Below are 20,057 nucleotides of genomic sequence, written 5' to 3'. Positions count from 1 at the left end.
ATATACCGGTTAATGAAGGGGCTGAGGAAGATCATAATAACCTTCAATAACTGCATCTACGGGAGTATCGGCGGTAGCGAATTCATCGAAACGTAATTCTAGGTTTGATCCATTACGAGAAACAAGCACCTGCTGAGGTGCAAGCTGTGAGTCGAGCGCTCGCAATTCGTAAGCCACACCTTCTTGAGCTTTAAGGACAGTCGGGCTAAGGCTTTCATTAGTCACTAAGCTAGTCTCTAATGTTCCTTCAGAACCCTGCGTTATAATATTAATATTGTTAAACATTTTGCCCCCTTAACTCCCTGTTAATAAAGATTTAAATAGTGTTTATTTGGCTGTACTTAGAGTAGATTTTTGTTGGTAGCTGCCCCACAACTCGACACTCACTCGACGGTCGGGTTGTAAACAAGCAATCAATGCACTTCGAGATAATTGATTTGAACATTTATCCTGAGTGATAGATTGCTTGCTACCGTATCCCATTGATTCAACTCTGCTTCTAACTCCTTTAGAAACTAAATAATCAACAATGGTACTGGCACGTTGTTCAGAAAGAACCTGATTATAATCAGCATCGCCTACGCGATCGCTATGACCACTTACAACAATACGAGTAACAGCAATATCAGAGCGATTTATTTGATCGATCAGATATTGCATTTTTTGTTGCTGTAAATTTTTATTTAACTTAGTACTATTAAAAGCAAATAAAGCATCAGCAGATAACTCAATAGTTTGTAGTTTTACATCTTCTTTTACTGGTTCATTTTCAACTAAAGGAGGCGCACAGTTTTCCACCTTCCTATTCACTAAAAACGTTCTATTAACAATTTTACCGACGACCTCTTCTGCTTCTTGCTTGGTTGTTATATGGGTATCAATAACACCATTTTCATTAACTGAAACACCTACAAACAGTGGCTGATCTTTGTCAATTTTAAAAATGCCATAATGGGTGTGAGTGATCGTATCTTGGGCATGAAAACCTTTTTGCCTTTTTTCAAAGCTAATCACTTTTTCACCAACACAAAAAGCAGCAGGGAAATATAACCCTTCCAGTAAAGCCCCCAACAAACGTGTTTCAGAGTGCACTAAAATCGATTGTTTACTACTCGAAGCATCTTTTTCAAAATAAAATAAAACATCAACTTTATCTGACGAAAAATTTTCATCTTTCTCTTCATTTGGTCCTATCAAATAGCCTGATTCAGAAGCACACCCTACCAATAAAAATAAATAGGATATGATGAAAAACAACCTAACACTTTTACGATTCATAGCTCTCCCTTAACTAAAATCATCCCTAAAACAATACTCACCTGATCTAAAATTAATATTTATTATACATACATCAAATAAAAAATTATAAAGCACCCCTAAAGTGTAGCTTTATTTACTTATATGGATAGTTAAGTGAATGATAATAGTGATCTAACTAGAATTTTTAGAAAAATTGAGCTAGAGGGATTGACCTGAGTCATTGCAAGAGAAAGTAATAGACTCAAAAACTATCGTTATTTTCCAATAAAAAATGTGAGTTAAGATCAATAAAAAGGTGGGAAATACTAACCATAATAAAATTAAAAAATAACATTTAAAAGTAAAATAAATATAATTAAGCCTGATTATATGAATCTCTTGTATTTATTCATTACTCTGATTAACTATATAAAATAGACAAAATCACCAGGAAGAAACCATGTTTGAAATATTCATGTTGTTAGTCACCAGTATCATGTTATTAATTACTTTAGCCCCTTTTTCTACTTCAAATCACTGGCTATCAAGAGTGTGGGAGTTTCCAAGAGTACAAATTGCGATTATTACTACTGCATTAACGATAATAAGCCTTTATATCAATTCACCCGTGATGGCATTAACTTTATTTAGCATCAACGCATTACTTACTAGCTATCAATTAATGTGGATATTGCCTTATACAAAGTTATCTAATACACAGGTGTATAAAAGCCCGATAAAGTCAGAACATTTATCAGTTAAAATTATGACCAGTAATGTGCTCATGCCTAATCGACAAGTAGATAAACTCATTAACTTAGTCAATCAACATCAACCAGATATTTTAGTTACTCTAGAAACAGACCTTTGGTGGGAAGCAGCATTACAGCCTATCCATAAAGATTACCCTTACAGGGTTAATCATCCTTTAGATAACCTATATGGTATGCACTTATACAGTAAATATCCTTTAGAAGAGATCCAAGTATTGGAATTAATTGAAAAGGATATACCTTCAATTCATTGTTATTTAGTCCTGCAAGAAAACATTAAAATTAAATGCCACTTTCTTCATCCAGCCCCGCCTAGCCCTACTGAAAATGAAAGCTCTACACCTAGAGACAAGGAGTTATTGTTAATTGCAAAACAGATAGCGCCAGAAAAGCAGCCAACCATTGTCACAGGAGACTTAAACGATGTTGCTTGGTCACCAACAACTAGAGCCTTTCGAGAAATCAGCGGACTACAAGACCCAAGAATAGGCAGAGGCATGTTCAATACCTTTCATGCTGACTACCCATTCTTACGCTGGCCATTAGACCATATCTTCCATAGTGAGCACTTCACACTCACTAAAATAGAGAGAATGCCATCAATTGGTTCAGACCACTTCCCACTGTTAAGTGAGCTTATGTACACAAACAGAATAATATTCTGAGCGCATAAAACTGACATTTACTCTGTAATAATTACATAGTTTTTCCCTATAAAATCAATTTTTACTGCTATTTAACAACAAGTTAAACAATGGCATGAAAATTGATTTCTAGTTAAGTATACAAGACCAAAAAATTTAAATAATAAAGAGACTTTTATGCCTACCAAGCTGAATTTAAAACAAAGAACACAGAACTTTATTAACTCAAAACATATGTTAAGTGGCATTACTATTGCGTCATTTTTAGAGTCAGTAATTGTGCCAATTCCATTAGAAGCTATTTTAGTGCCTTTGATGCAAGCAAAAAGAAAGCAGTTATGGGTGATTGCGTTAATGGCGACAATAGGTTGTTTGGTAGGAGCGCTATTTGGTTACACATTAGGTTATTATTTGTTTGATGCGATTGGAGACTGGGCGATTAATACTTTTTCAAGTCCAGAACAGTTTGAAATGGTGACACAAAAAATGCAAGCGCAGGGATTTTGGTTTGTAATAACCTTAGGCATCATTCCAGTACCCTTTCAAATAGCAATGCTCGCTGCTGGCGCCACTAAATATTCGCTTATATTATTTTTAATCGCGGCAACTATTGCTCGGTCAATACGTTACTTTGGATTAGCGGTTATCGTTTATTATGCAGGTAATCAAGCAGAGTCTCTAATTAAACAACACAAAACTAAAGCAATGATATTAATTACATTACTGATCCTTTTAATCTGGGCTATTAGTACTTGGGCGTAATTGGCAGACCCTTTCATTTCTAAAATGAAATTTTAAATCGACATACAAGATCAAGCACTCACTTTTAATTAGTAAGATGATTTAAATATAATTTAAGTTAACAATATTTTATAAATCTGTATTATTTACTTCAGTATAATATTAATAAAATTTGCCATTCCCCCTTTTACTGTTCGAAATTATACTTATTAATATTACCCATATGGAAATACAACAGATAAATTGCTCGCGTTGATAATCGTTTAATAAGGGACATGGATATGTTTTTTCGATTTGCTTTTACTTTTTATTTAATTCTTTTCGGTTTGATGACTTCCGCATTTGCTGACAATAATCAACCATTACGCATTTTACATGTACCTAGTTATCACATGTCATGGGATTGGAATAAAGACCAATTGCAAGGCTTTAAAGATGGATTAGGAGTAACTAATGCAGAATATAAAATAGTTGAGTTAGACACAAAACGCGCCAGTGAACTTGAGCTTATTCAACAAAAAGTCGCCATAGCAAAAAGTATAATAACTGATTGGCACCCAGACCTGCTTTATAGCAACGATGACAATGCACAAAAATACTTTGCTCAGGATTATGTCAATACGGATTTACCTATTGTATTTAGTGCCGTTAACCAAGAGCCTTCCCTTTACCAATTTTCTAATGCCAGCAATGTCACAGGTGTTATGGAATATGAACACTTTATACCAACAGTCAACTTACTGCGTTCTATCAAAAAAGATGTAAAACGCATTGCTGTCGTTATTGATTCTGATCCTACCTGGACTGGAGTTGTTAACCGCATCAAAGAAAAACTTGAAAAAATCCAGATATTGAAGTCACACAATGGCACCTTATTAACACTTTCAGCGAATACAAAAAAGTCATCAGTTCGTTACAAACTGAGGTCGATGCTATTGCATTATTAGGTGTATTTAATATGAAAGACCAAGACAATAAGGATATTGATTTTACAGATATTTTAAAATGGACAGCAGAAAATAGCCAACTCCCTGATTTTGCATTTTGGGAGTCACGAGTGGATTTAGGCACATTAGTGGCAGTTGCTATATCAGCTTATCAACAAGGATATATTGCGGGAGAAATGGCTAGAAAGATATTAGTTGATGGGGTATCTCCGATCGATATTCCTATTAGCTCAAGTGAAAAAGGCGAACCAATGGTCAGCCTAGCACGTGCAAAAGCGTTGGGAATACCTATAGATGTGGAACTATTACTTAATACTAAGACCAAAAAACAGTACCAGTGGAATAAGTAATGTCCACATCAATCAGCAATAAAATCACATTACTATTTACAGTGAGCCTCACGCTAACTGCATCAGTGATTTTATTTATTTTTACGCTGGAAGTGTATAACACCAATAAAACACTATTTTCACAACGTGGCGATGTTGCAGTACAAGAGTTACTGTATAAAACTGAACGCTTATTAGCACTAGGTTTATTACCTAATGAATTTTTTGGTTACGATATATTATGCCAAAAGTTAGTCGAGCAAACTGAAGGTATTACCTATGTTGCTTTAGTTGATGCCAGCGGTCAGGTTATCTATGAATCAACTCCTCCTGTGAGTCAACCACTTAAGTCATCATTAACAGATAACATCATGGATCAAGATGACCAGTATCTAATCAAAAAACCATTACCTCCTTTAGTTCATAATCTGCATTACATCATTGCTGAAATAGATGAGCCTCTGCTTGAATCGAAACTGACTCACTTTTTACTAAAAATGCTCACCTATGCCACTATCATTATTTCCATTGCTGTTATCTTAATGATCCATTTTTTACGTAATAATTTAGGAAAGCCTATTAGCTCATTAATCAACCATATTAGAAATATAGAGCTAGACTCTCAACAAGGTACGCAATGGGATTTATTAAAAAGAAAAGATGAACTGAGCACAGTGGCTATCTCCTTTAATGCCATGATGAACCGTTTATCTAATAGTCGAAAATCATTAGCAGAGTCTCACTTAAAGTTACAAAATTTAACCAATGAATTAGAAGACCGTGTTGAGTCTAGAACCCGATCGCTAAATAAAGTGAATAAACGCTTATATACACTGGCTAGAACAGATCAATTAACTGGGTTTTATAATCGCCTTAAATTAGAGGAGCTACTCAGCAAACGCTTCGCACAAGCCAAACAAAGTGGGCACCATTTTTCTATTTTAATGGCCGATTTAGATCGCTTTAAATACATCAATGATAACTTTGGTCATGCCGCAGGTGATCACGCATTAAAAACCATTGGTGAACGCATTCTTAATTCACTCCGTCAGCGCGATAGTGCTTATCGAATTGGGGGAGATGAATTTACATTTATTATTGAAGATTATGCTAGCCAAGACTCTTTAGTTAGAGTGGCTGAAAAGATAAAATATGCCGTGGAAAAACCCATTTATTATAATGGGCATTGTTTATCATTAGGTGTCAGTATTGGGATTGCATTTCTGACTAAAGAGATAGATTGCAATGCAGAAGGCTTATTATCTTTTGCAGATAAAGCCATGTATGAAGCTAAAACCCAAGGTCTAGACTATGTGATTAGTACTCACAAAATTTAAAGGCTATCAAGTAGGCTTTATTTCCTTGTCGATATTTACAGCCAAGAGATAAGGCATCCCAACAAGAAAAGTAGATTAGTTAATCAATATAACCAATACATTGATTTCTACCTGCTTGCTTTGCTTGATATAAAGCAATATCAGCTTGATGTAATAACTTCTCAAAATCATGGTTGTCTGTATTACTTGCAGTAAAACCAGCACTAATTGAAACAGGTAATGTCACGCCTTCATAAGAAACAGGGAAGTCAGCTATTTTTTTCTTAACTTTTCAGCTACTAAAGCCGCTTCTTGGACATTCGTTTCCGGTAAAAAAACCACAAACTCTTCTCCACCATAGCGCCCTATTACATCAGCAGAACGCAGTACCTCTTTACAACGTTGAGCCACCTCTCTTAAAACTTGGTCTCCAAACAAATGCCCATTTTGATCATTAATTTTTTTAAAGTAGTCCATATCAAAAATAATTAAAGAGACTTCACCACCATATCGTTCAATTCTCTCTACTTCATTGGTAAATGCTTTTTCCCAGTGTGAACGGTTATAAAGCTGAGTTAGTCCATCAATACTACTCACCCGCTCTAATTCAGCACATGCTTCCTTTAATTGCATTGTAGAAATAGCAATATCCGTCATATCTTTAATAGTAACGCACACATACTGAACTTCATTATTCTGATCACAAATAGGTGCAAAATTGCAGTTTTGGTACATAAAATCTAATTGCCCCGTCACAGACCTGCCATGTGAAAACTGCAATAAATAAGGGCGCTGCTCCCATGACATATACGATTCATGATTAAGCATAAAGACGCTATGTATTTTCCTCTCAAACCATTTTTTAGGTAACTCAGAGAAACATTCAAAAAGTTTTTACCAATAATTTCACTTTCAGTGAAATCACTATGAACTTCCATGAATTTGTTCCATAACTGCACTGTAAAGTGCTTATCCACCACAAAGACACCAGTATCAAGGCAATCAATAATATTATGAGTATAGGCAAACTGGGTTGTCATGATCTTTAAAACTCATCTAATAATTTGTTTAAAATGCTTTGCAGATATTTAATGGAACTATCAGGAAGCAATAGCAATAGGTCACACTGAAATGAATACTTCTCAACCTTGTATTCGATTTTTATCGATAATGCATGAGCCCACTTGATCGTGTGATTACCCAATAAGTTATCTACCGCAATAGATTGACCAATAATAGAAGGTGGTGTGTTAAAGAAGCGCTCAGATAGCTGTTCTGCAATCCCACTCAAGCAAGCCCCATTAATAATATTGGATATTTCCAATAAGATCTCTTGTTCAAACTCGGGCGTCATCTCTTCATCAAACTCAAGAAGCTGAGCAAGGTTATCAAAACTAGTGTCACTAAAAACAGTGAGTGACTCACCACAAAATTTAGGGTTAGTAATATGAGTATAAAAGCCTTGGCTAACAACAGAGATCGTTTCCGCAGGAATTAAACGACGCAGCACAGGCGTTAACTCATGTGCATTAATAATTTCAATGGCCGGTACGGACAAGGTAACATACTGTTCAAATAACATTGACAGTGACTCACCAGCTTGCCCCATTCCAATATTACAAATCTCTTGTAAATAGTCGCGTTGATCTTCGTTGAAATCTAGGCTCTCACTCATAATAATCCATGTGTATTTAATACGTCTAACAATGCACTTGCTGATACGGGTTTTCTAATAAAATCAATCGCACCATCAGCGGCGACCTTGTTTCTAGCTTCAATTTGTAAGTCAGCAGAGACCACAATCGTTTTTACTTGTATCCCTTGCTCTTTAATTGCAGCTAATACTTGAAAACCATCCATAACTGGCATTGTTAAATCTAAAAAAGTAGGTCAAAATTACCCATTTGCAATGCTTCAAGTGCTTCTTCTCCATTATTGACTAATAGGGCACTTTCTTTCCATTGTTCAGGAAGCGCTTTTTTTAACTGTTTTCTAGCAATGTTAGAATCGTCGCAGATTAAAACGGAAATGCTCATTTTATGTCCTTACCAATACAGAGTTAATCATAAAATAATACCTTATTAAAACAGAAAATGATGCCTCACTGTTAGATAACTTAAGGCTACCTTCACTCATTAAAGTTAGTGCCATTTTATTAAAAATAAAAATTAAGCATTTAATAATTAAATAATTGATTTTTAAAAGTAGACTTAAACCAGTGTTAACATTCATAGCAAGCCTTAGTCATTACAAGTATTGGTTACTATCATAGCAAGCCTTAGTCATTACAAGTATTGGTTACTATCATAGCAAGCCTTAGTCATTACAAGTATTGGTTACTATCAGCCTCCGATAATTCGGAGATTAAAAAAGTAGCCATAACAATAAATGCCTACACTTTAAATTGATTTAACTGTTGGTTAATTCGCTACACTTTAAGATTTAATTTAATTGCTTGGCTTTGTTAAATTTTCCGTTAAATCATCAGATAATAGTTTATTGATAACATTACTATAAAACTTGTAACCAGCAGATAGTGTTAGAAAAGAATATATTTCAATTCTAGTTAACAGAAATGGAACATGATTTAAAATTAGGTCTTTAAATTATTTATACCTAATATTAGTACACCTTTTAATGGTATCGGCAGCTTGGAAGATAAATTTAATAAATAATATAAATAAGTTAAGTGGCTTAAATGATTCATATGGTGAAGGGTAACAGGCAGTTACCCCATCTATTAGTATGGTTGGTACAGCATATTAAGCCTGTAATGCAGCCTTTGAGACTTGAGAAACAATGCTTTCATTGCTTGCACTAGAAGCGATATGAGGCGTAACAAATACTTTATCCATTGCCATTAGATTGCTTTCCTTTGGTAATGGCTCGGTAGAAAAAACATCTAGTATCGCACCGCGGAGACGGTTGCTATTAAGCAGCTCCTCTAAGTCACCTTCCACTAAATGGTCACCGCGTCCACAATGAATCAAAGCTGCTTTACTGGGTAATTTTGAAAGAAGAGCAAGATTCAACATCCCCTTTGTTTCTGGATTTAACGGTAATAAATTAACCAATATATCTAGGTCCTCCAATAACTCTGGCAGCGCATCTTGACCAGAATAGCTAATAACCCCTTCAATATGCTTTTTTGTTCGCGACCAACCAGAAACTTGGTAGCCCATTGCAGCTAATTTTTCTCCAACATATCCCCCCAACTCACCTAAGCCCAAAATACCTACTTTAATATTTTGCATCGAACGTTGCGGCAATGGGTTCCATTGTTTTAACTGGTTATCTTGATGGTATTTATCCATATCTCGTTGATAATATAAAACGCCCCACAGCACATATTCAAACATACCTAGCTTTTGCCCATCATCAACAATGCGCGAAATTTCAACACCAGAATCCAGCAAATCACCTAAATTATCTACTCCTGCTCCCACTGAATACAGGCAGGTTAATTCAGGGTAATCCTTTAAAATAGTACTTGGTGGATACCAACAGGCCGCTATTTTTGCTTGCCTTGCTAAAGGGTTATCAGGTAATACCCATTCAACTTCAGGATGGTGTTCCTTTGCACAAAGAAGTAATTCCTCTGTTAAGGCTTCATTATCAATCATGCTTAATACAATAGGCTTCATGATTACTCCTTATAAGATGGATCGATACGGTCAAGCTTCCTTAACCATGCATCCCATACGATCTGTCGTTCATGAGCTACTTTTTTAAACTGCCCTGAGACATAACTTGCTAACTTATCTGGAATAATATCAATAGAAGATAAGCCCGACATTTGACCTGCTGCTAATTGAATTTCACACGCTTTATTTAAATAAAACATAATTTGAAAAGCATCTGCCACTGTTTCACCGACACTCAATAATCCATGATTTTTTAAAATAAGTGCCATGTTGTTACCCAGTGAAGCTTGAATGCGCTCTCTTTCATCTAAGTTAAACGCCACACCTTCGTATTCGTGATACCCCACTTGTTGATGAAACTCAGCACTGATTTGATTAAGATTCAGTAACCCTTTCTCACAAGCCGCGACCGCCATTCCCGCTAAAGTATGCGTGTGAATAACGCAGTGAGCATCATCGCGTGCGTTGTGCACGGCACTGTGAATGGTAAACCCTGCAGGGTTATATTTTGCATCTCCACTAATAATCTCACCCTGAGCATTCACCACAATTAAATTACTCGCGGTGACCTCATCAAACATCAATCCAAATGGATTAATTAAAAATCGAGGCTCGCCTTCCCTGGTAAGCGCACCGAAAAGTGTGTGTATAACGTATCTTCCCAACCAAACATCGCTGCTAAACGATAAGCAGCGGCTAAATCTAGGCGTAATTTTTGTTCTTTTGCGTCCATTAGGCCGTTTTCCCCATAAATGCTTTAATACGTTCAAAGCTCGCACTCTGATTAGGATTGTTAATAATGTCATTAGGACTTGCATCGACTTGCACTAAGCCCTCCTCCATCATAATGACACGATCTGATACCGACAAAGCAAACTCCATTTCATGTGTCACGATGATCATTGTCATCCCCTCTTTGGCTAAATCTTGAATTACTTTTAATACTTCGCCTACCATTTCTGGGTCTAAAGCTGAAGTTGGCTCATCAAATAACATAATATCAGGCGACATCGCTAAAGCACGAGCAATGGCGACACGCTGCTGTTGACCACCAGAAAGTTGATGAGGATATTTATGAGCATGTGCTAATAAACCAACACGGTCTAATAAAAACAAAGCTTGTGCTTTTGTCTCTTTTATCGTGCTATTTTTATCGTGATAATGGGGGCTATCATAATATTCTGCAATACAGTTTTATGCGGGAATAAATTAAATGATTGAAATACCATTCCAATACGTTTAATTCCTTGGTAAACATCACGTTTAATACTTTCTTGCTTAGGTTTAATAAAATCTTCACCAAACAAGACTATTTCGCCATTATCGATCTTCTCTAGGTCATTAATCGTTCTAATTAGCGTTGTTTTGCCTGAACCTGAAGGCCCAATAATACTTAATACCTCGCCAGGTTTTACATTGAGGTTAATTCCTTTAAGTACCTCATGCTGCCCGTATGATTTTTTAATTTGACGTAAAGATAATGCATTAGGCATCCCTTTTTGAGTCGGATCAATCGCCGTATTCTCAATCGCTTTTGCTTGCTCTCTCAACAGCGCACACTGTTCCTCTGACAAAGCTTCTGGTGAGCGTGAAGGAATATCCATTTTCTTTTCAGCCCAATGCAAAATAGAGCTAAATATAGTGACAATCGCTACGTAATAAACCGCTACTGCTAATAAGGTTTCTAATACTAAGAAGTTTTGAGAATAAAGTCGTTGGCCAACTTGTAAAATTTCCGACAAAGAGATCGCAGAAACTAACGAGCTTAATTTAATGATAGTCACAAACTCATTGATCATCGCAGGCATAGAGACTCGAACGGCTTGCGGAATAATAATAATACGTTGAATACCAAAGAAACCGATGCTCAACGCATGCCCAGCTTCTTTTTGCCCTTTAGCAACAGATAATAAACCACTACGGTGTATCTCCGCCATATAAGCAGCTTCAGTAACAACCAAGCTGACTAACCCGCAAAAAAGGCACGCCAAGGTAAGCGCCGGTAGAAGGGAATAACTGCGGCATATTATAAACAAACACGAGTACCACTAATAAAGGCACACTACGGAAAAACCAAACAAACACAGAGGTTGGTATTGATAACCATTTTTTATCAGATAACTTAGCACAAGCGACAACAAAGCCTAAGACAGCACCAATTGTCCACGCTAACACACTCAACAAAATCACTACAACACAAGCTTCATAGAAAGCAGATAAGGTAAACAGTGAAAAGAAATACTGCCAATCTAAACTCATAACAACTCCTCTAGAAGTAACTAACTTCTAGCCAATATGGCATATAAAACAGATTAAGTAGCTATGGCCTTCGCCATAGCTATCTCATATTATTCACTCACTGGCGATAATTCATATTTTGTAATTAACTGCTGATAAGAGCCGTCGGCTTTAATTTCAGCCATCGCTTTTTCTAATTCCACTTTTAACTGCTCATTGCCTTTTTTGATGTAGATGCCCAATGTTTGAGGGAAAACAAGCGTATCTGAACTAATTTGAACACGCCCTTTAGTACGCTCTACAAACATGGTTGCGGCACCAGCAATTTCAAGTTGAGCCTGTACATTCCCTGACATCATCGCTTGTGTCACTTCAGGTGCCGTTGGAAACTCTTGAACTATGATAGGTTTAAGACCATTTTCCACGCAATATGAAGTGGATAAATCATTTAGAGTCTTAACCCAGGTCGTTCCTTGTTGCAGGCCTACTTTAACACCACATAAATCTTCACCGGTTTTAGGTTGAATATCACTGTTTTTAGGCACCATAATGGAAGCGCCCGTTTTCGCATAGGGAATTGCGTCGGCTTTTTTCAGGCGATCTGGAATGATATACATACCCGAGATCACTGCATCAAATTTATTCGCCCCTAGACCCAAAATCAATCCTGTGAATTTATTATCACTAAACTCATAACCAACTCCCATTTTATTGGTTAATAGTGCCGTTAGTTCAGGATCAAACCCGACAACTTTATCACCTTCATAGGACTCAAATGGTGGATAAGTGATCTCCATGCCAACCGTTAACTTACCTTCTGAGAGTGTTGATGCAGCCATAACACTGGTTGAACTTGTACCAATTGCTGCTGCAATGAGTGTTGTTGTGAGTAATTTTTTTGCCTTTTCCATAAGTATGCTCCTTGTTAAAAATTCGTTTAAGTTAGGTATTCTCTTGTTATCCTTTCTGTTTCTTTAAATGCCCAAAGGTGGCGACACCTGTTGCTCGCTCTGGCAATGACAACTCACCTTTTGCGACTTTTTCTCGTAAGTAACGATAAGTTTGTAATGCTTGACTATACATATGCTCACCAATACTTAATTCTTTATACTCACTTTGTCCATCGTCAAATTGGGGTAATGGTTTAACCAATGTGTCGTAATCACAAGCAAAAAACAATGGAAATGAATAACGCTCGTGGGCAACTTTTTCTAACGCGGTGAGAGGTCGCAACAAACTTCCCAGCGGTTAATACTTCTAGCATGTCACCGATGTTAATCACAAACGCTTCCTCATCACCTAATGTAACCGGCGGAGCATCGACCCACACGTCATCATCATTTAAAACTTCTAAACCAGGTTGATCAGCTAATAACATAGTGAAACATTCGTAGTCGGTATGCGCACCAATCCCTAGGCGATCAACCACCTTTTCATCGAATGGATAATGAATTAAACGCAATTTAGCAGGGGGACATGTCACCATGCTATCAAAATAGGTTTCCTCTAAGCCCAGTGCCAATGCAAACCCAGAAAACAATTTTCTACCTAATGCAAAAAGCGTATTGTAATAATCTAAAATAGGCTCTCGAAATTCAGCTAACGCAGGCCATTCATTTTCACCGATTAAGGGGGTGTTATTTAATACATATGGATTATCTTTAGGGGCAGGAAACCCCACATCGTAAGCTTCTTTATTATCTGGCTTACCCGTTCCATAAATTTCCTCACCTTCAGGCACAAAACCTTTATGAGTTTTAGAATCACCAATGTAGTGTTGCATTTTGGTATCCAATGGCTGGCTAAAAAAGCGTTTTGCCGCGAGGCGCAAGTTAGCTATTTTCTGTTTAGGAATACCGTGACCAGTGATGTATAAAAAGCCAACGTCCGCGGCTGCTTTACCCATTTTTTGTGCAACTGTTTCACGTTGCTGCTTATCATCACTAAATAATCCGGAGACATCTACAACAGGAATACTAGTAAAGGTATTTTTTTGATTGTTCATGTTAATCCTTTAAATCTATCAATTGGTTACGTTTAACTTATAACGCTTGTTTAAATCGTGAAAAATGCGCTCTTTCTTCTTGTGCCATCCAATCGTTTAATGACCATAAATCAGCAACGGGCACATTGGTAAAAGGGAGGTGATGTAAATAACCATCTGGGCCAAACTCTGTTGTCATAGTAGTGATTTTACGCCCTTCTGATTGATGATTTGCCCACACCTGTTCCCATAAATGTTGATGAAAGGCCAACGAGGCTTGATACTCAGGTGCAGCAGGATGCGGCACTTGTGCGCCTTGGTCATAACCGATCCTCGCTTGGATATGAAACACACGCTTCAAGAACACTGATAGGTCATCTTCAGGTCGGTCTAATAGACGTTCAGCCACTAAAATCCAATGGCTAATATCCATTGTAAATAACATCTCAGGCACTTTTTCCATTAATTCCAGAGTCACCCACGGGCTATAAAGTGATGTGCCTCGGTGAGTTTCAAAACTACATGTCACCCCTAATTTTTTTGAAATAGCGACTGCTTTTGTAAAAAATGTCACTTGCGTTGTCATCGACCAACGGTCATTGCCGGCTAATACATTAACAAATTGTGCATTTAATTCTTTAGCGTAAACAAGCTGTTCAGCGAGCACATTTAAGTGGTCATCCACCGTCATACTTTGATCAGGAATAACGTCACCACCGGTAAAAATAATCGCAATGTAGTCTAAACCCGTTGTTTTTAAAGCCTGTTTAAATATTTGTCTTGCATCAGGATCGGTAGGGATCCTGCCTTCTACGCCTTCAAAACCAGCGGCATTTAGCTTATCAGCTAATGCTGTAATAGGCTCTTTAACACCCCATAATGTTCGATATAATGCTAATTCCATTGCTTTATTACCTTTACTGCTCATTTATTTTATAGTGCATCAATACAGCGATTTATTATTCATCTCTTTTAAGTGCTTGGCACATACAATGTACACCGCCACCACCTTTTGTAATCATCGATATATCAGGGTCAAATACTGTTAATCCTCTCGCATTACATTGGTCTCTTAAGGTCAGGCTATCCGATGGAATTAATACTCTTTCATCGCCTAACGACACGATATTACAACCTAGTTCCATGGCTTCTTTATAAGGAATATCGATGATGTCGATGTTTTTACTTTTTAACCACTTCAATAAATTATCTGGCGCGACCGCAGTACACACAGCAGCTAACTTCTCTGCCACCATTACACATTGCACATCCATATGTAAGAAATGAGAGTCAAATTTAATTCCTTGAAATTCCCATCCCTCTTTTTCAAACCAACCTTTTACTTGATTCATACCTGCTTGGTTAGTTCGCTCGCCAGAATAGCCGCAAAGCACAACGCCCGGCTCAATCAGCATAAAATCACCACCTTCAAAATTACCCGCGGTGACCACATCAAAAATAGGAATATTCTGTTTTGTATAAAACTCCAAAACGGTTAACCACTCGCTTTGTCTCCAAGGACTATACATTTGGCTAATAATAGGCCCCCATGGCGTCATCACTGATGAGTCTCGTGCGTAAATAGAATAAGGTTGCTCCGACTTCGCATTTAAAAAATGTACGTTAACTCCTGTTTCACGGTAAACATCAAGCATTTCGTTGTATTGTGCTTTTGCAACGTTCAAATCATAACGCTCACCGGCATCCATATGGCGTCGTGATGTAGAGTTGCCTGAGCGCCATTCAAAATGGTCAATAGGCCCCACTAATACCTCTTTTAAGCGTCCTGTTTCAGAAGCAATACCCCAATCAGTTAAAGGGGTTGTTCCACCATTGATTTGACGGCGGCTTAATAAGTTATCCATTTTTACTATTCCTTTTTCTTGTGCTAATTGCATCAAGCTATGCAATAGAACATTGCCACCAGCAATTAAATGTTCAGGTTCAACATGCTCTTTTTCGTTATGAGAAATGCCATCTTTACATGGCACAAAAATCATTCCAGTAGACCCAACAGTAGATAAATACACTGAATCGTGACCAGCACCAGACACTATCAGCATCGCATTCATATTGAGTTTTTTAGCCGAATGGCGCACCACTTCAATACAACGTGGATCAAATTCAACTGCAGGTGATTGCCATAGCACATCGACCTTGGCGCTTAAAATAGGAGGGACTTGTTGACATAACGTCAACACTTCATCAGACATCTTATCTAAGATAGATTGTGTTGGGTGTCTTAAGTCTAATGTGAAAATAACATGCTCAGGTACCGTATTTGGTGAAGCGGGAATGGTTGTTATTTTGCCGATAGTGATCCTCGCCTGTTCGCCATATTCAGCAACTTTTGCATAGATAGCGGGTAAAACGGTATTCAATCCTTGAACCGGATCTTTACGCATCGACATTGGCGTTGGCCCGGCATGTGTGGTTTCACCTGAAAGTGTAATTTGATACCAATTCATTCCCTGTACACCGGTGACGATACCAATACTCTTCTGCTCTGCTTCTAAAATAGGTCCTTGCTCAATATGTAACTCTAATGCGGCAGCAAAAGGGAAAGCTTGGCAGGGAAGCTCACCAAGTTGGTCTGTTGCGAGTAGAGCTTGATGATAACTAATCCCTTGATCATCCACAGATTGATAGAGAGTTGATTGTGATAACTTACCAGCAAACACCCCAGATCCAGACATGGCAGGACTAAACCGAGATCCTTCTTCATTACTCCATACTACAATTTCGACAGGATGAACCAAAGTTATGTTTTGATCATGTAACGAAGACATCACCTCTAATGCGGCAAGCACACCATACACACCATCAAATTTACCACCAGAGGGTTGGGTATCTAAATGCGACCCCATTAATACAGGTAATTTAGTGGTATCAGTTCCTTTAAAATGTACAAAGATATTACCCATGCTATCAAGCCGAGCAACACCACCAATTGCATTGCACCACTTTAAGAATAATGAACGGCCAATGCGGTCTTCTTCAGTCAGCGCTTGGCGATTACAGCCTCCATTAGCAGTACCACCAATATTTGCCATTTCAGCAATAAATGAAAGTAATCGTTGCGGTTTTATTTGTATGTCTGTCATCACTCTCTGCTACCTAGATAATCGTTAAAATTATCATAGAGGTAGCATCTATTAAGTACTATTACCCAATTGCGGTATAGACATAGTTAAAGCAAAAATTAGTTTGGAGTAAGGTTTACAATGTCGTCAAAAATCTTGGCGAGTAACTCATGCTGAGAATTGACTTGTAGCTTAGTATAAATATTTTTACGGTGTACACGTTCTGTTTCAGAGGAGATACTAAGTAAACGAGCGGCTTCCTTAGTGGAGTAACCACGAATCAACAGTAGCGTAACTTCATGCTCCCTAGGAGTTAACACATCCATGCCAAATTCAGCGATATACTCTTTTATTTTTAGATGAGATTGTCGCTCTGGCAGGTGTTGTGTTTTATCATGCATTTTTACTGCTGAACTAAAAATAGGATATAACTCCCTTAATCTTACTAACATGCGCTCACTGAATTTAGATAAGGTTTTTGTTCTCCCTAACGATAACAAGTACACATTATTGTTAGCCCCCTGCACGGAAAAGCAGGTCTCATCAACTAATTTAGACTGACGAAAATAATCTTCATAATAAGCACTTTGATAAAAATCATCGGGTACAATTTCATCTAATGTGACAAACCCTTCTTTACCTTGATTAACCCCATAATTGTAAAATGGACTCAATAAATAGGCCCCTGCAAGGTAACGCTCCCAAACGGCCATTTCATCAATAGCAAAAGAGGAGTTCAATACCGTTGGAGATTCCGTTGGATGGTAAATTAAAATCACATAATCATCGAAGCTCGCCGCGGACTTTAACAAATACGTTAATTTGTCAAAAAAAGCAGCATCGCCAATAGATAATATTAAATCAGCAATACCATAAGTGATCATATTATTAAAAGTGAGTTGGTCTTTATGCATAAATACTCTCATCAATCCATTTATTCATAAGTTAGCAAATTGCTAAGGGAATGTAGAGAGTATAATAATAAATGGAGCTAAAGGAGATTGTTTCGCGATCAACTGCGAAAAGAAGAGACTATTGTTAATAAACAACATGACGCTTACGCAACTAAAATCCCTTTCATAAAAGCTATAAAAGGGCTCATACTCGCTCGTTTAATTTAATTTAATTTAAAACGGCTGACTAATGCATCTAGCTGTTGGTTTGCTGTTACTAAGTTCTCTGTGCTATTACTGGTTAATTGACCATTCTCTGTTAAATCATTCACCATGTGTTGAATTGACGACATATTACGACTGATTTCATCAGCCACCGTACTTTGCTCAGAGGCGGCAGTTGCAATTTGCGAGCTTAATTCATTAACTTCGATTATCGAACCGACCATTGCATCTAATCCGCTACCAACACGGATGGTGTTATCAGTAGTACTTTGACAACTCTCTTTAGTCGTTTCCATTGCTTTAACCGATAGTACCGCATCACTAGTCAGTTTTAACAAGATTTCATTAATTTCAGCAGTGCTAGTCTGTGTTCTGGCAGCCAACGATCTGACTTCATCAGCAACAACAGCAAACCCTCGACCTTGCTCACCAGCTCGAGCAGCTTCAATCGCTGCGTTTAACGCTAACAAGTTAGTTTGATCAGCAATAGCACCAATAACACTTAATACCGAGACTATTTCTTGTGTATTTTCATTCATCGTATTAATACGTTCTGAAGCAACATCGACTTCTGTCACTAACATTCTTACACTTTCTGAAGAAGTATGAACCAGTTCTTTCGATACTAACGCTTCATCACTGGTTTGTTGTGTGCTTAGCGCCGTTTGTCTTGCATTATCAGCAACGGCATTAGCCGACGCACTCATTTCTGTAATCGCAGCCACTACTTGATTTGTTTCATCAGAATGCATTTTAAGTGATTGAGTATTAGCCAAAGAAGCTTGCTTAAGGTGCTTAATTTCTTCTGAAATATCTGCAGATGAAGTTAACACATCAATCAGCATCGTTTGTAACTGACTAATAAACGAATTCACATCTCGTGCAATTTGCGCAAGGTCATCATTGCCTTTCACTTCTAAACGTTGTGTCAGGTCACCTTCGCCTTGAGCCAAACTACCGATTCTTTCTTTTAACGAAATAATAGGGGTATAGATTTTAGCTAACGTCAATACTAATAAAATAATGGTCACTATTATTAAAATTGCCGCTGTAATAATTGCAGAGATAAGTTGCTCATCTAGAAATTGGTAAACAATTGACTCATTAATATCCATGACGATATGCCATTTCTTACCACCGAGTAAGGTTAAGTCATCATAAACAGCTTGTTGTTGATGGCCATTTTTTTGATAAAAGAATTTACCTTGATCATTTCTTAACACTTGTTGCTCTAAGTTTTTATCGCTTATTCGGTCTCCGTACTCACCATTTCCTGACGTACTAATCAAACCTCCATTAGCATCATAAATACTGATCTCAGCACCTTTAAAGTCAACATCGTTAATGAAGTGATCAACTGCTTCTAAAAAGATATCACCACCAATGACTCCATTGTTACCAACATCTAAAAAGCTGAACATGTATTTATCAGAAATACCTTTATCAAAATAAATGTCTGTGATGATTAGCTTATTTGCAGCTTTAGCATCTTGATACCACTCCTCTTGAGTCGCATCATAATTATCAATAACACCAGAGTTACCAACAGTAAAACCAGTTTGATCAGCAAAGTTAACCGCATCTAAAGGAGTTGAAGAAACTAATAATTTAGCTATTTCTACTTTTTTTGCTGTGTCGTCGCTATTTAATAAGCTTTTGGCACTTGTAATAACCTTCTGACTACTCTGCAACCAAGCATTAATATCTTCCTTAACCATTTTTAAAACAGCTGCAGAATTCCTATCAACTTCTGCAACGCTTTCTGTACGGGTTGTACTATATGACACCCAATTTGAGACTAATAAAGAGACGCCTAATAAAAGAGTAGCTGCTAATATTATGCGTTGTTTAAATCCGATCGAAATAGCCATTATGGGTCCTAATAGTAAAAGTGATGTAGTAAAACTGTTTTAAGTAAAATATTAATCAAACTAGTACACCGATGTGATTAATTTCAATAACGCTGATATTACATTCATTGTAAAATTTGTGAACTAAGTA

The 20,057-nt window shown here is 37.3% G+C and carries 24 protein-coding genes and 2 pseudogenes; 5 read left to right on the top strand and 21 right to left on the bottom strand.

Going from position 1 to position 20,057, the window contains the following annotated elements; translation table 11 throughout:
• Positions 1-9: 9 nt before the first annotated feature.
• A complete protein-coding gene (locus ACLKL2_RS14045) occupies positions 10-285 on the bottom strand; it encodes a hypothetical protein (RefSeq protein WP_413692200.1) in 276 nt (91 codons plus the stop codon).
• 42 nt (positions 286-327) lie between these two features.
• Positions 328-1,278, bottom strand: a complete 951-nt coding sequence (locus tag ACLKL2_RS14040; protein ID WP_413692199.1) for an OmpA family protein — start codon at positions 1,276-1,278, stop codon at positions 328-330.
• A 421-nt stretch (positions 1,279-1,699) separates the two neighbouring features.
• Between ACLKL2_RS14040 and ACLKL2_RS14035 the strand changes: the two genes are divergently transcribed.
• From ACLKL2_RS14035 to ACLKL2_RS14015, 5 genes are all read left to right on the top strand, one after another.
• Positions 1,700-2,677 (top strand): endonuclease/exonuclease/phosphatase family protein, encoded by a 978-nt coding sequence (locus ACLKL2_RS14035; RefSeq protein WP_413692198.1) that lies wholly within the window; start codon positions 1,700-1,702, stop codon positions 2,675-2,677.
• A 156-nt stretch (positions 2,678-2,833) separates the two neighbouring features.
• On the top strand, positions 2,834-3,418 hold the full coding sequence (locus ACLKL2_RS14030) for a YqaA family protein (RefSeq protein ID WP_413692197.1): 585 nt from the start codon (positions 2,834-2,836) through the stop codon (positions 3,416-3,418).
• 260 nt (positions 3,419-3,678) lie between these two features.
• Positions 3,679-4,344: an ABC transporter substrate binding protein gene (locus tag ACLKL2_RS14025; protein ID WP_413692196.1), complete on the top strand. Its 666-nt coding sequence runs from the start codon at positions 3,679-3,681 to the stop codon at positions 4,342-4,344.
• Positions 4,248-4,694: an ABC transporter substrate-binding protein gene (locus tag ACLKL2_RS14020; protein ID WP_413694328.1), complete on the top strand. Its 447-nt coding sequence runs from the start codon at positions 4,248-4,250 to the stop codon at positions 4,692-4,694. Before ACLKL2_RS14025 ends, ACLKL2_RS14020 begins: the two co-directional genes overlap by 97 nt.
• A complete protein-coding gene (locus tag ACLKL2_RS14015; RefSeq protein ID WP_413692194.1) occupies positions 4,694-6,010 on the top strand; it encodes a diguanylate cyclase in 1,317 nt (438 codons plus the stop codon). The genes ACLKL2_RS14020 and ACLKL2_RS14015 overlap by 1 nt, the downstream gene beginning before the upstream one ends.
• 79 nt (positions 6,011-6,089) lie before the next feature.
• Here the strand turns inward: ACLKL2_RS14015 and ACLKL2_RS14010 are convergent, their stop codons facing one another.
• The 19 genes and pseudogenes from ACLKL2_RS14010 to ACLKL2_RS13920 form a co-directional block, all read right to left on the bottom strand.
• Positions 6,090-6,266: a GGDEF domain-containing protein gene (locus ACLKL2_RS14010; protein WP_413694327.1), complete on the bottom strand. Its 177-nt coding sequence runs from the start codon at positions 6,264-6,266 to the stop codon at positions 6,090-6,092.
• Positions 6,263-6,796, bottom strand: coding sequence for a GGDEF domain-containing protein (locus tag ACLKL2_RS14005; RefSeq protein WP_413692193.1), 534 nt, complete (start codon positions 6,794-6,796; stop codon positions 6,263-6,265). The genes ACLKL2_RS14010 and ACLKL2_RS14005 overlap by 4 nt, the downstream gene beginning before the upstream one ends.
• On the bottom strand, positions 6,742-7,029 hold the full coding sequence (locus tag ACLKL2_RS14000; protein WP_413692192.1) for a PAS domain-containing protein: 288 nt from the start codon (positions 7,027-7,029) through the stop codon (positions 6,742-6,744). Before ACLKL2_RS14000 ends, ACLKL2_RS14005 begins: the two co-directional genes overlap by 55 nt.
• A 5-nt stretch (positions 7,030-7,034) precedes the next feature.
• Positions 7,035-7,664: a hypothetical protein gene (locus tag ACLKL2_RS13995; RefSeq protein WP_413692191.1), complete on the bottom strand. Its 630-nt coding sequence runs from the start codon at positions 7,662-7,664 to the stop codon at positions 7,035-7,037.
• Positions 7,661-7,858: a response regulator gene (locus ACLKL2_RS13990; RefSeq protein ID WP_413692190.1), complete on the bottom strand. Its 198-nt coding sequence runs from the start codon at positions 7,856-7,858 to the stop codon at positions 7,661-7,663. The genes ACLKL2_RS13995 and ACLKL2_RS13990 overlap by 4 nt, the downstream gene beginning before the upstream one ends.
• An 8-nt stretch (positions 7,859-7,866) precedes the next feature.
• Complete coding sequence (locus ACLKL2_RS13985) at positions 7,867-8,025, bottom strand: hypothetical protein (protein WP_413692188.1); 159 nt, start codon at positions 8,023-8,025, stop codon at positions 7,867-7,869.
• A 726-nt stretch (positions 8,026-8,751) separates the two neighbouring features.
• Positions 8,752-9,633, bottom strand: a complete 882-nt coding sequence (locus ACLKL2_RS13980; protein WP_413692187.1) for an NAD(P)-dependent oxidoreductase — start codon at positions 9,631-9,633, stop codon at positions 8,752-8,754.
• Between the two features lie 2 nt (positions 9,634-9,635).
• On the bottom strand, positions 9,636-10,214 hold the full coding sequence (locus ACLKL2_RS13975) for a class II aldolase/adducin family protein (protein WP_413692186.1): 579 nt from the start codon (positions 10,212-10,214) through the stop codon (positions 9,636-9,638).
• Positions 10,215-10,231: 17 nt separating this feature from the next.
• Positions 10,232-10,366, bottom strand: a complete 135-nt coding sequence (locus ACLKL2_RS13970) for a hypothetical protein (RefSeq protein ID WP_413692185.1) — start codon at positions 10,364-10,366, stop codon at positions 10,232-10,234.
• Positions 10,366-11,126: pseudogene (locus ACLKL2_RS13965) on the bottom strand (amino acid ABC transporter ATP-binding protein). The gene ACLKL2_RS13970 and the pseudogene ACLKL2_RS13965 overlap by 1 nt, the downstream one beginning before the upstream one ends.
• A gap of 165 nt (positions 11,127-11,291) precedes the next feature.
• Positions 11,292-11,570: pseudogene (locus ACLKL2_RS13960) on the bottom strand (ABC transporter permease subunit); the annotation flags it as partial.
• 10 nt (positions 11,571-11,580) lie between these two features.
• Positions 11,581-11,892 (bottom strand): ABC transporter permease subunit, encoded by a 312-nt coding sequence (locus ACLKL2_RS13955; RefSeq protein ID WP_413692184.1) that lies wholly within the window; start codon positions 11,890-11,892, stop codon positions 11,581-11,583.
• Between the two features lie 89 nt (positions 11,893-11,981).
• Complete coding sequence (locus ACLKL2_RS13950) at positions 11,982-12,782, bottom strand: transporter substrate-binding domain-containing protein (protein ID WP_413692182.1); 801 nt, start codon at positions 12,780-12,782, stop codon at positions 11,982-11,984.
• 46 nt (positions 12,783-12,828) lie between these two features.
• Positions 12,829-13,050: a hypothetical protein gene (locus tag ACLKL2_RS13945; RefSeq protein ID WP_413692181.1), complete on the bottom strand. Its 222-nt coding sequence runs from the start codon at positions 13,048-13,050 to the stop codon at positions 12,829-12,831.
• On the bottom strand, positions 13,034-13,876 hold the full coding sequence (locus ACLKL2_RS13940) for an isopenicillin N synthase family dioxygenase (protein ID WP_413692180.1): 843 nt from the start codon (positions 13,874-13,876) through the stop codon (positions 13,034-13,036). The genes ACLKL2_RS13945 and ACLKL2_RS13940 overlap by 17 nt, the downstream gene beginning before the upstream one ends.
• Before the next feature lie 37 nt (positions 13,877-13,913).
• Positions 13,914-14,759 carry a sugar phosphate isomerase/epimerase family protein gene (locus ACLKL2_RS13935; RefSeq protein ID WP_113818495.1) on the bottom strand — a complete coding sequence of 282 codons (846 nt, stop codon included), beginning with the start codon at positions 14,757-14,759 and terminating at the stop codon, positions 13,914-13,916.
• A gap of 55 nt (positions 14,760-14,814) precedes the next feature.
• The gene (locus ACLKL2_RS13930; RefSeq protein WP_413692178.1) at positions 14,815-16,959 is read right to left on the bottom strand and encodes an allantoate amidohydrolase; all 2,145 of its coding nucleotides are present in this window, start codon (positions 16,957-16,959) and stop codon (positions 14,815-14,817) included.
• Positions 16,960-17,057: 98 nt separating this feature from the next.
• Entirely contained in the window at positions 17,058-17,852 is a 795-nt protein-coding gene (locus ACLKL2_RS13925; protein WP_413692177.1) for a helix-turn-helix transcriptional regulator, read from the bottom strand.
• 203 nt (positions 17,853-18,055) lie between these two features.
• On the bottom strand, positions 18,056-19,927 hold the full coding sequence (locus ACLKL2_RS13920; RefSeq protein ID WP_413692175.1) for a methyl-accepting chemotaxis protein: 1,872 nt from the start codon (positions 19,925-19,927) through the stop codon (positions 18,056-18,058).
• Positions 19,928-20,057: the final 130 nt, after the last annotated feature.

This window comes from Psychromonas sp. KJ10-2, from assembly GCF_047323255.1.
Taxonomy (GTDB): Bacteria; Pseudomonadota; Gammaproteobacteria; order Enterobacterales; family Psychromonadaceae; genus Psychromonas.
This window is presented reverse-complemented; position numbering and strand designations above follow the sequence as displayed.

Bases quoted from the DNA above. Each gene is read 5' to 3' on its own strand.
- ACLKL2_RS14045 (WP_413692200.1), bottom strand. From the start codon at position 285: ATGTTTAACAATATTAATATTATAACGCAGGGTTCTGAAGGAACATTA.
- ACLKL2_RS14040 (WP_413692199.1), bottom strand. From the start codon at position 1,278: ATGAATCGTAAAAGTGTTAGGTTGTTTTTCATCATATCCTATTTATTT.
- ACLKL2_RS14035 (WP_413692198.1), top strand. From the start codon at position 1,700: ATGTTTGAAATATTCATGTTGTTAGTCACCAGTATCATGTTATTAATT.
- ACLKL2_RS14030 (WP_413692197.1), top strand. From the start codon at position 2,834: ATGCCTACCAAGCTGAATTTAAAACAAAGAACACAGAACTTTATTAAC.
- ACLKL2_RS14025 (WP_413692196.1), top strand. From the start codon at position 3,679: ATGTTTTTTCGATTTGCTTTTACTTTTTATTTAATTCTTTTCGGTTTG.
- ACLKL2_RS14015 (WP_413692194.1), top strand. From the start codon at position 4,694: ATGTCCACATCAATCAGCAATAAAATCACATTACTATTTACAGTGAGC.
- ACLKL2_RS14005 (WP_413692193.1), bottom strand. From the start codon at position 6,796: ATGTCATGGGAGCAGCGCCCTTATTTATTGCAGTTTTCACATGGCAGG.
- ACLKL2_RS14000 (WP_413692192.1), bottom strand. From the start codon at position 7,029: ATGACAACCCAGTTTGCCTATACTCATAATATTATTGATTGCCTTGAT.
- ACLKL2_RS13995 (WP_413692191.1), bottom strand. From the start codon at position 7,664: ATGAGTGAGAGCCTAGATTTCAACGAAGATCAACGCGACTATTTACAA.
- ACLKL2_RS13990 (WP_413692190.1), bottom strand. From the start codon at position 7,858: ATGCCAGTTATGGATGGTTTTCAAGTATTAGCTGCAATTAAAGAGCAA.
- ACLKL2_RS13985 (WP_413692188.1), bottom strand. From the start codon at position 8,025: ATGAGCATTTCCGTTTTAATCTGCGACGATTCTAACATTGCTAGAAAA.
- ACLKL2_RS13980 (WP_413692187.1), bottom strand. From the start codon at position 9,633: ATGAAGCCTATTGTATTAAGCATGATTGATAATGAAGCCTTAACAGAG.
- ACLKL2_RS13975 (WP_413692186.1), bottom strand. From the start codon at position 10,214: ATGTTTGATGAGGTCACCGCGAGTAATTTAATTGTGGTGAATGCTCAG.
- ACLKL2_RS13970 (WP_413692185.1), bottom strand. From the start codon at position 10,366: ATGGACGCAAAAGAACAAAAATTACGCCTAGATTTAGCCGCTGCTTAT.
- ACLKL2_RS13955 (WP_413692184.1), bottom strand. From the start codon at position 11,892: ATGAGTTTAGATTGGCAGTATTTCTTTTCACTGTTTACCTTATCTGCT.
- ACLKL2_RS13950 (WP_413692182.1), bottom strand. From the start codon at position 12,782: ATGGAAAAGGCAAAAAAATTACTCACAACAACACTCATTGCAGCAGCA.
- ACLKL2_RS13940 (WP_413692180.1), bottom strand. From the start codon at position 13,876: ATGAACAATCAAAAAAATACCTTTACTAGTATTCCTGTTGTAGATGTC.
- ACLKL2_RS13935 (WP_113818495.1), bottom strand. From the start codon at position 14,759: ATGGAATTAGCATTATATCGAACATTATGGGGTGTTAAAGAGCCTATT.
- ACLKL2_RS13930 (WP_413692178.1), bottom strand. From the start codon at position 16,959: ATGACAGACATACAAATAAAACCGCAACGATTACTTTCATTTATTGCT.
- ACLKL2_RS13925 (WP_413692177.1), bottom strand. From the start codon at position 17,852: ATGCATAAAGACCAACTCACTTTTAATAATATGATCACTTATGGTATT.
- ACLKL2_RS13920 (WP_413692175.1), bottom strand. From the start codon at position 19,927: ATGGCTATTTCGATCGGATTTAAACAACGCATAATATTAGCAGCTACT.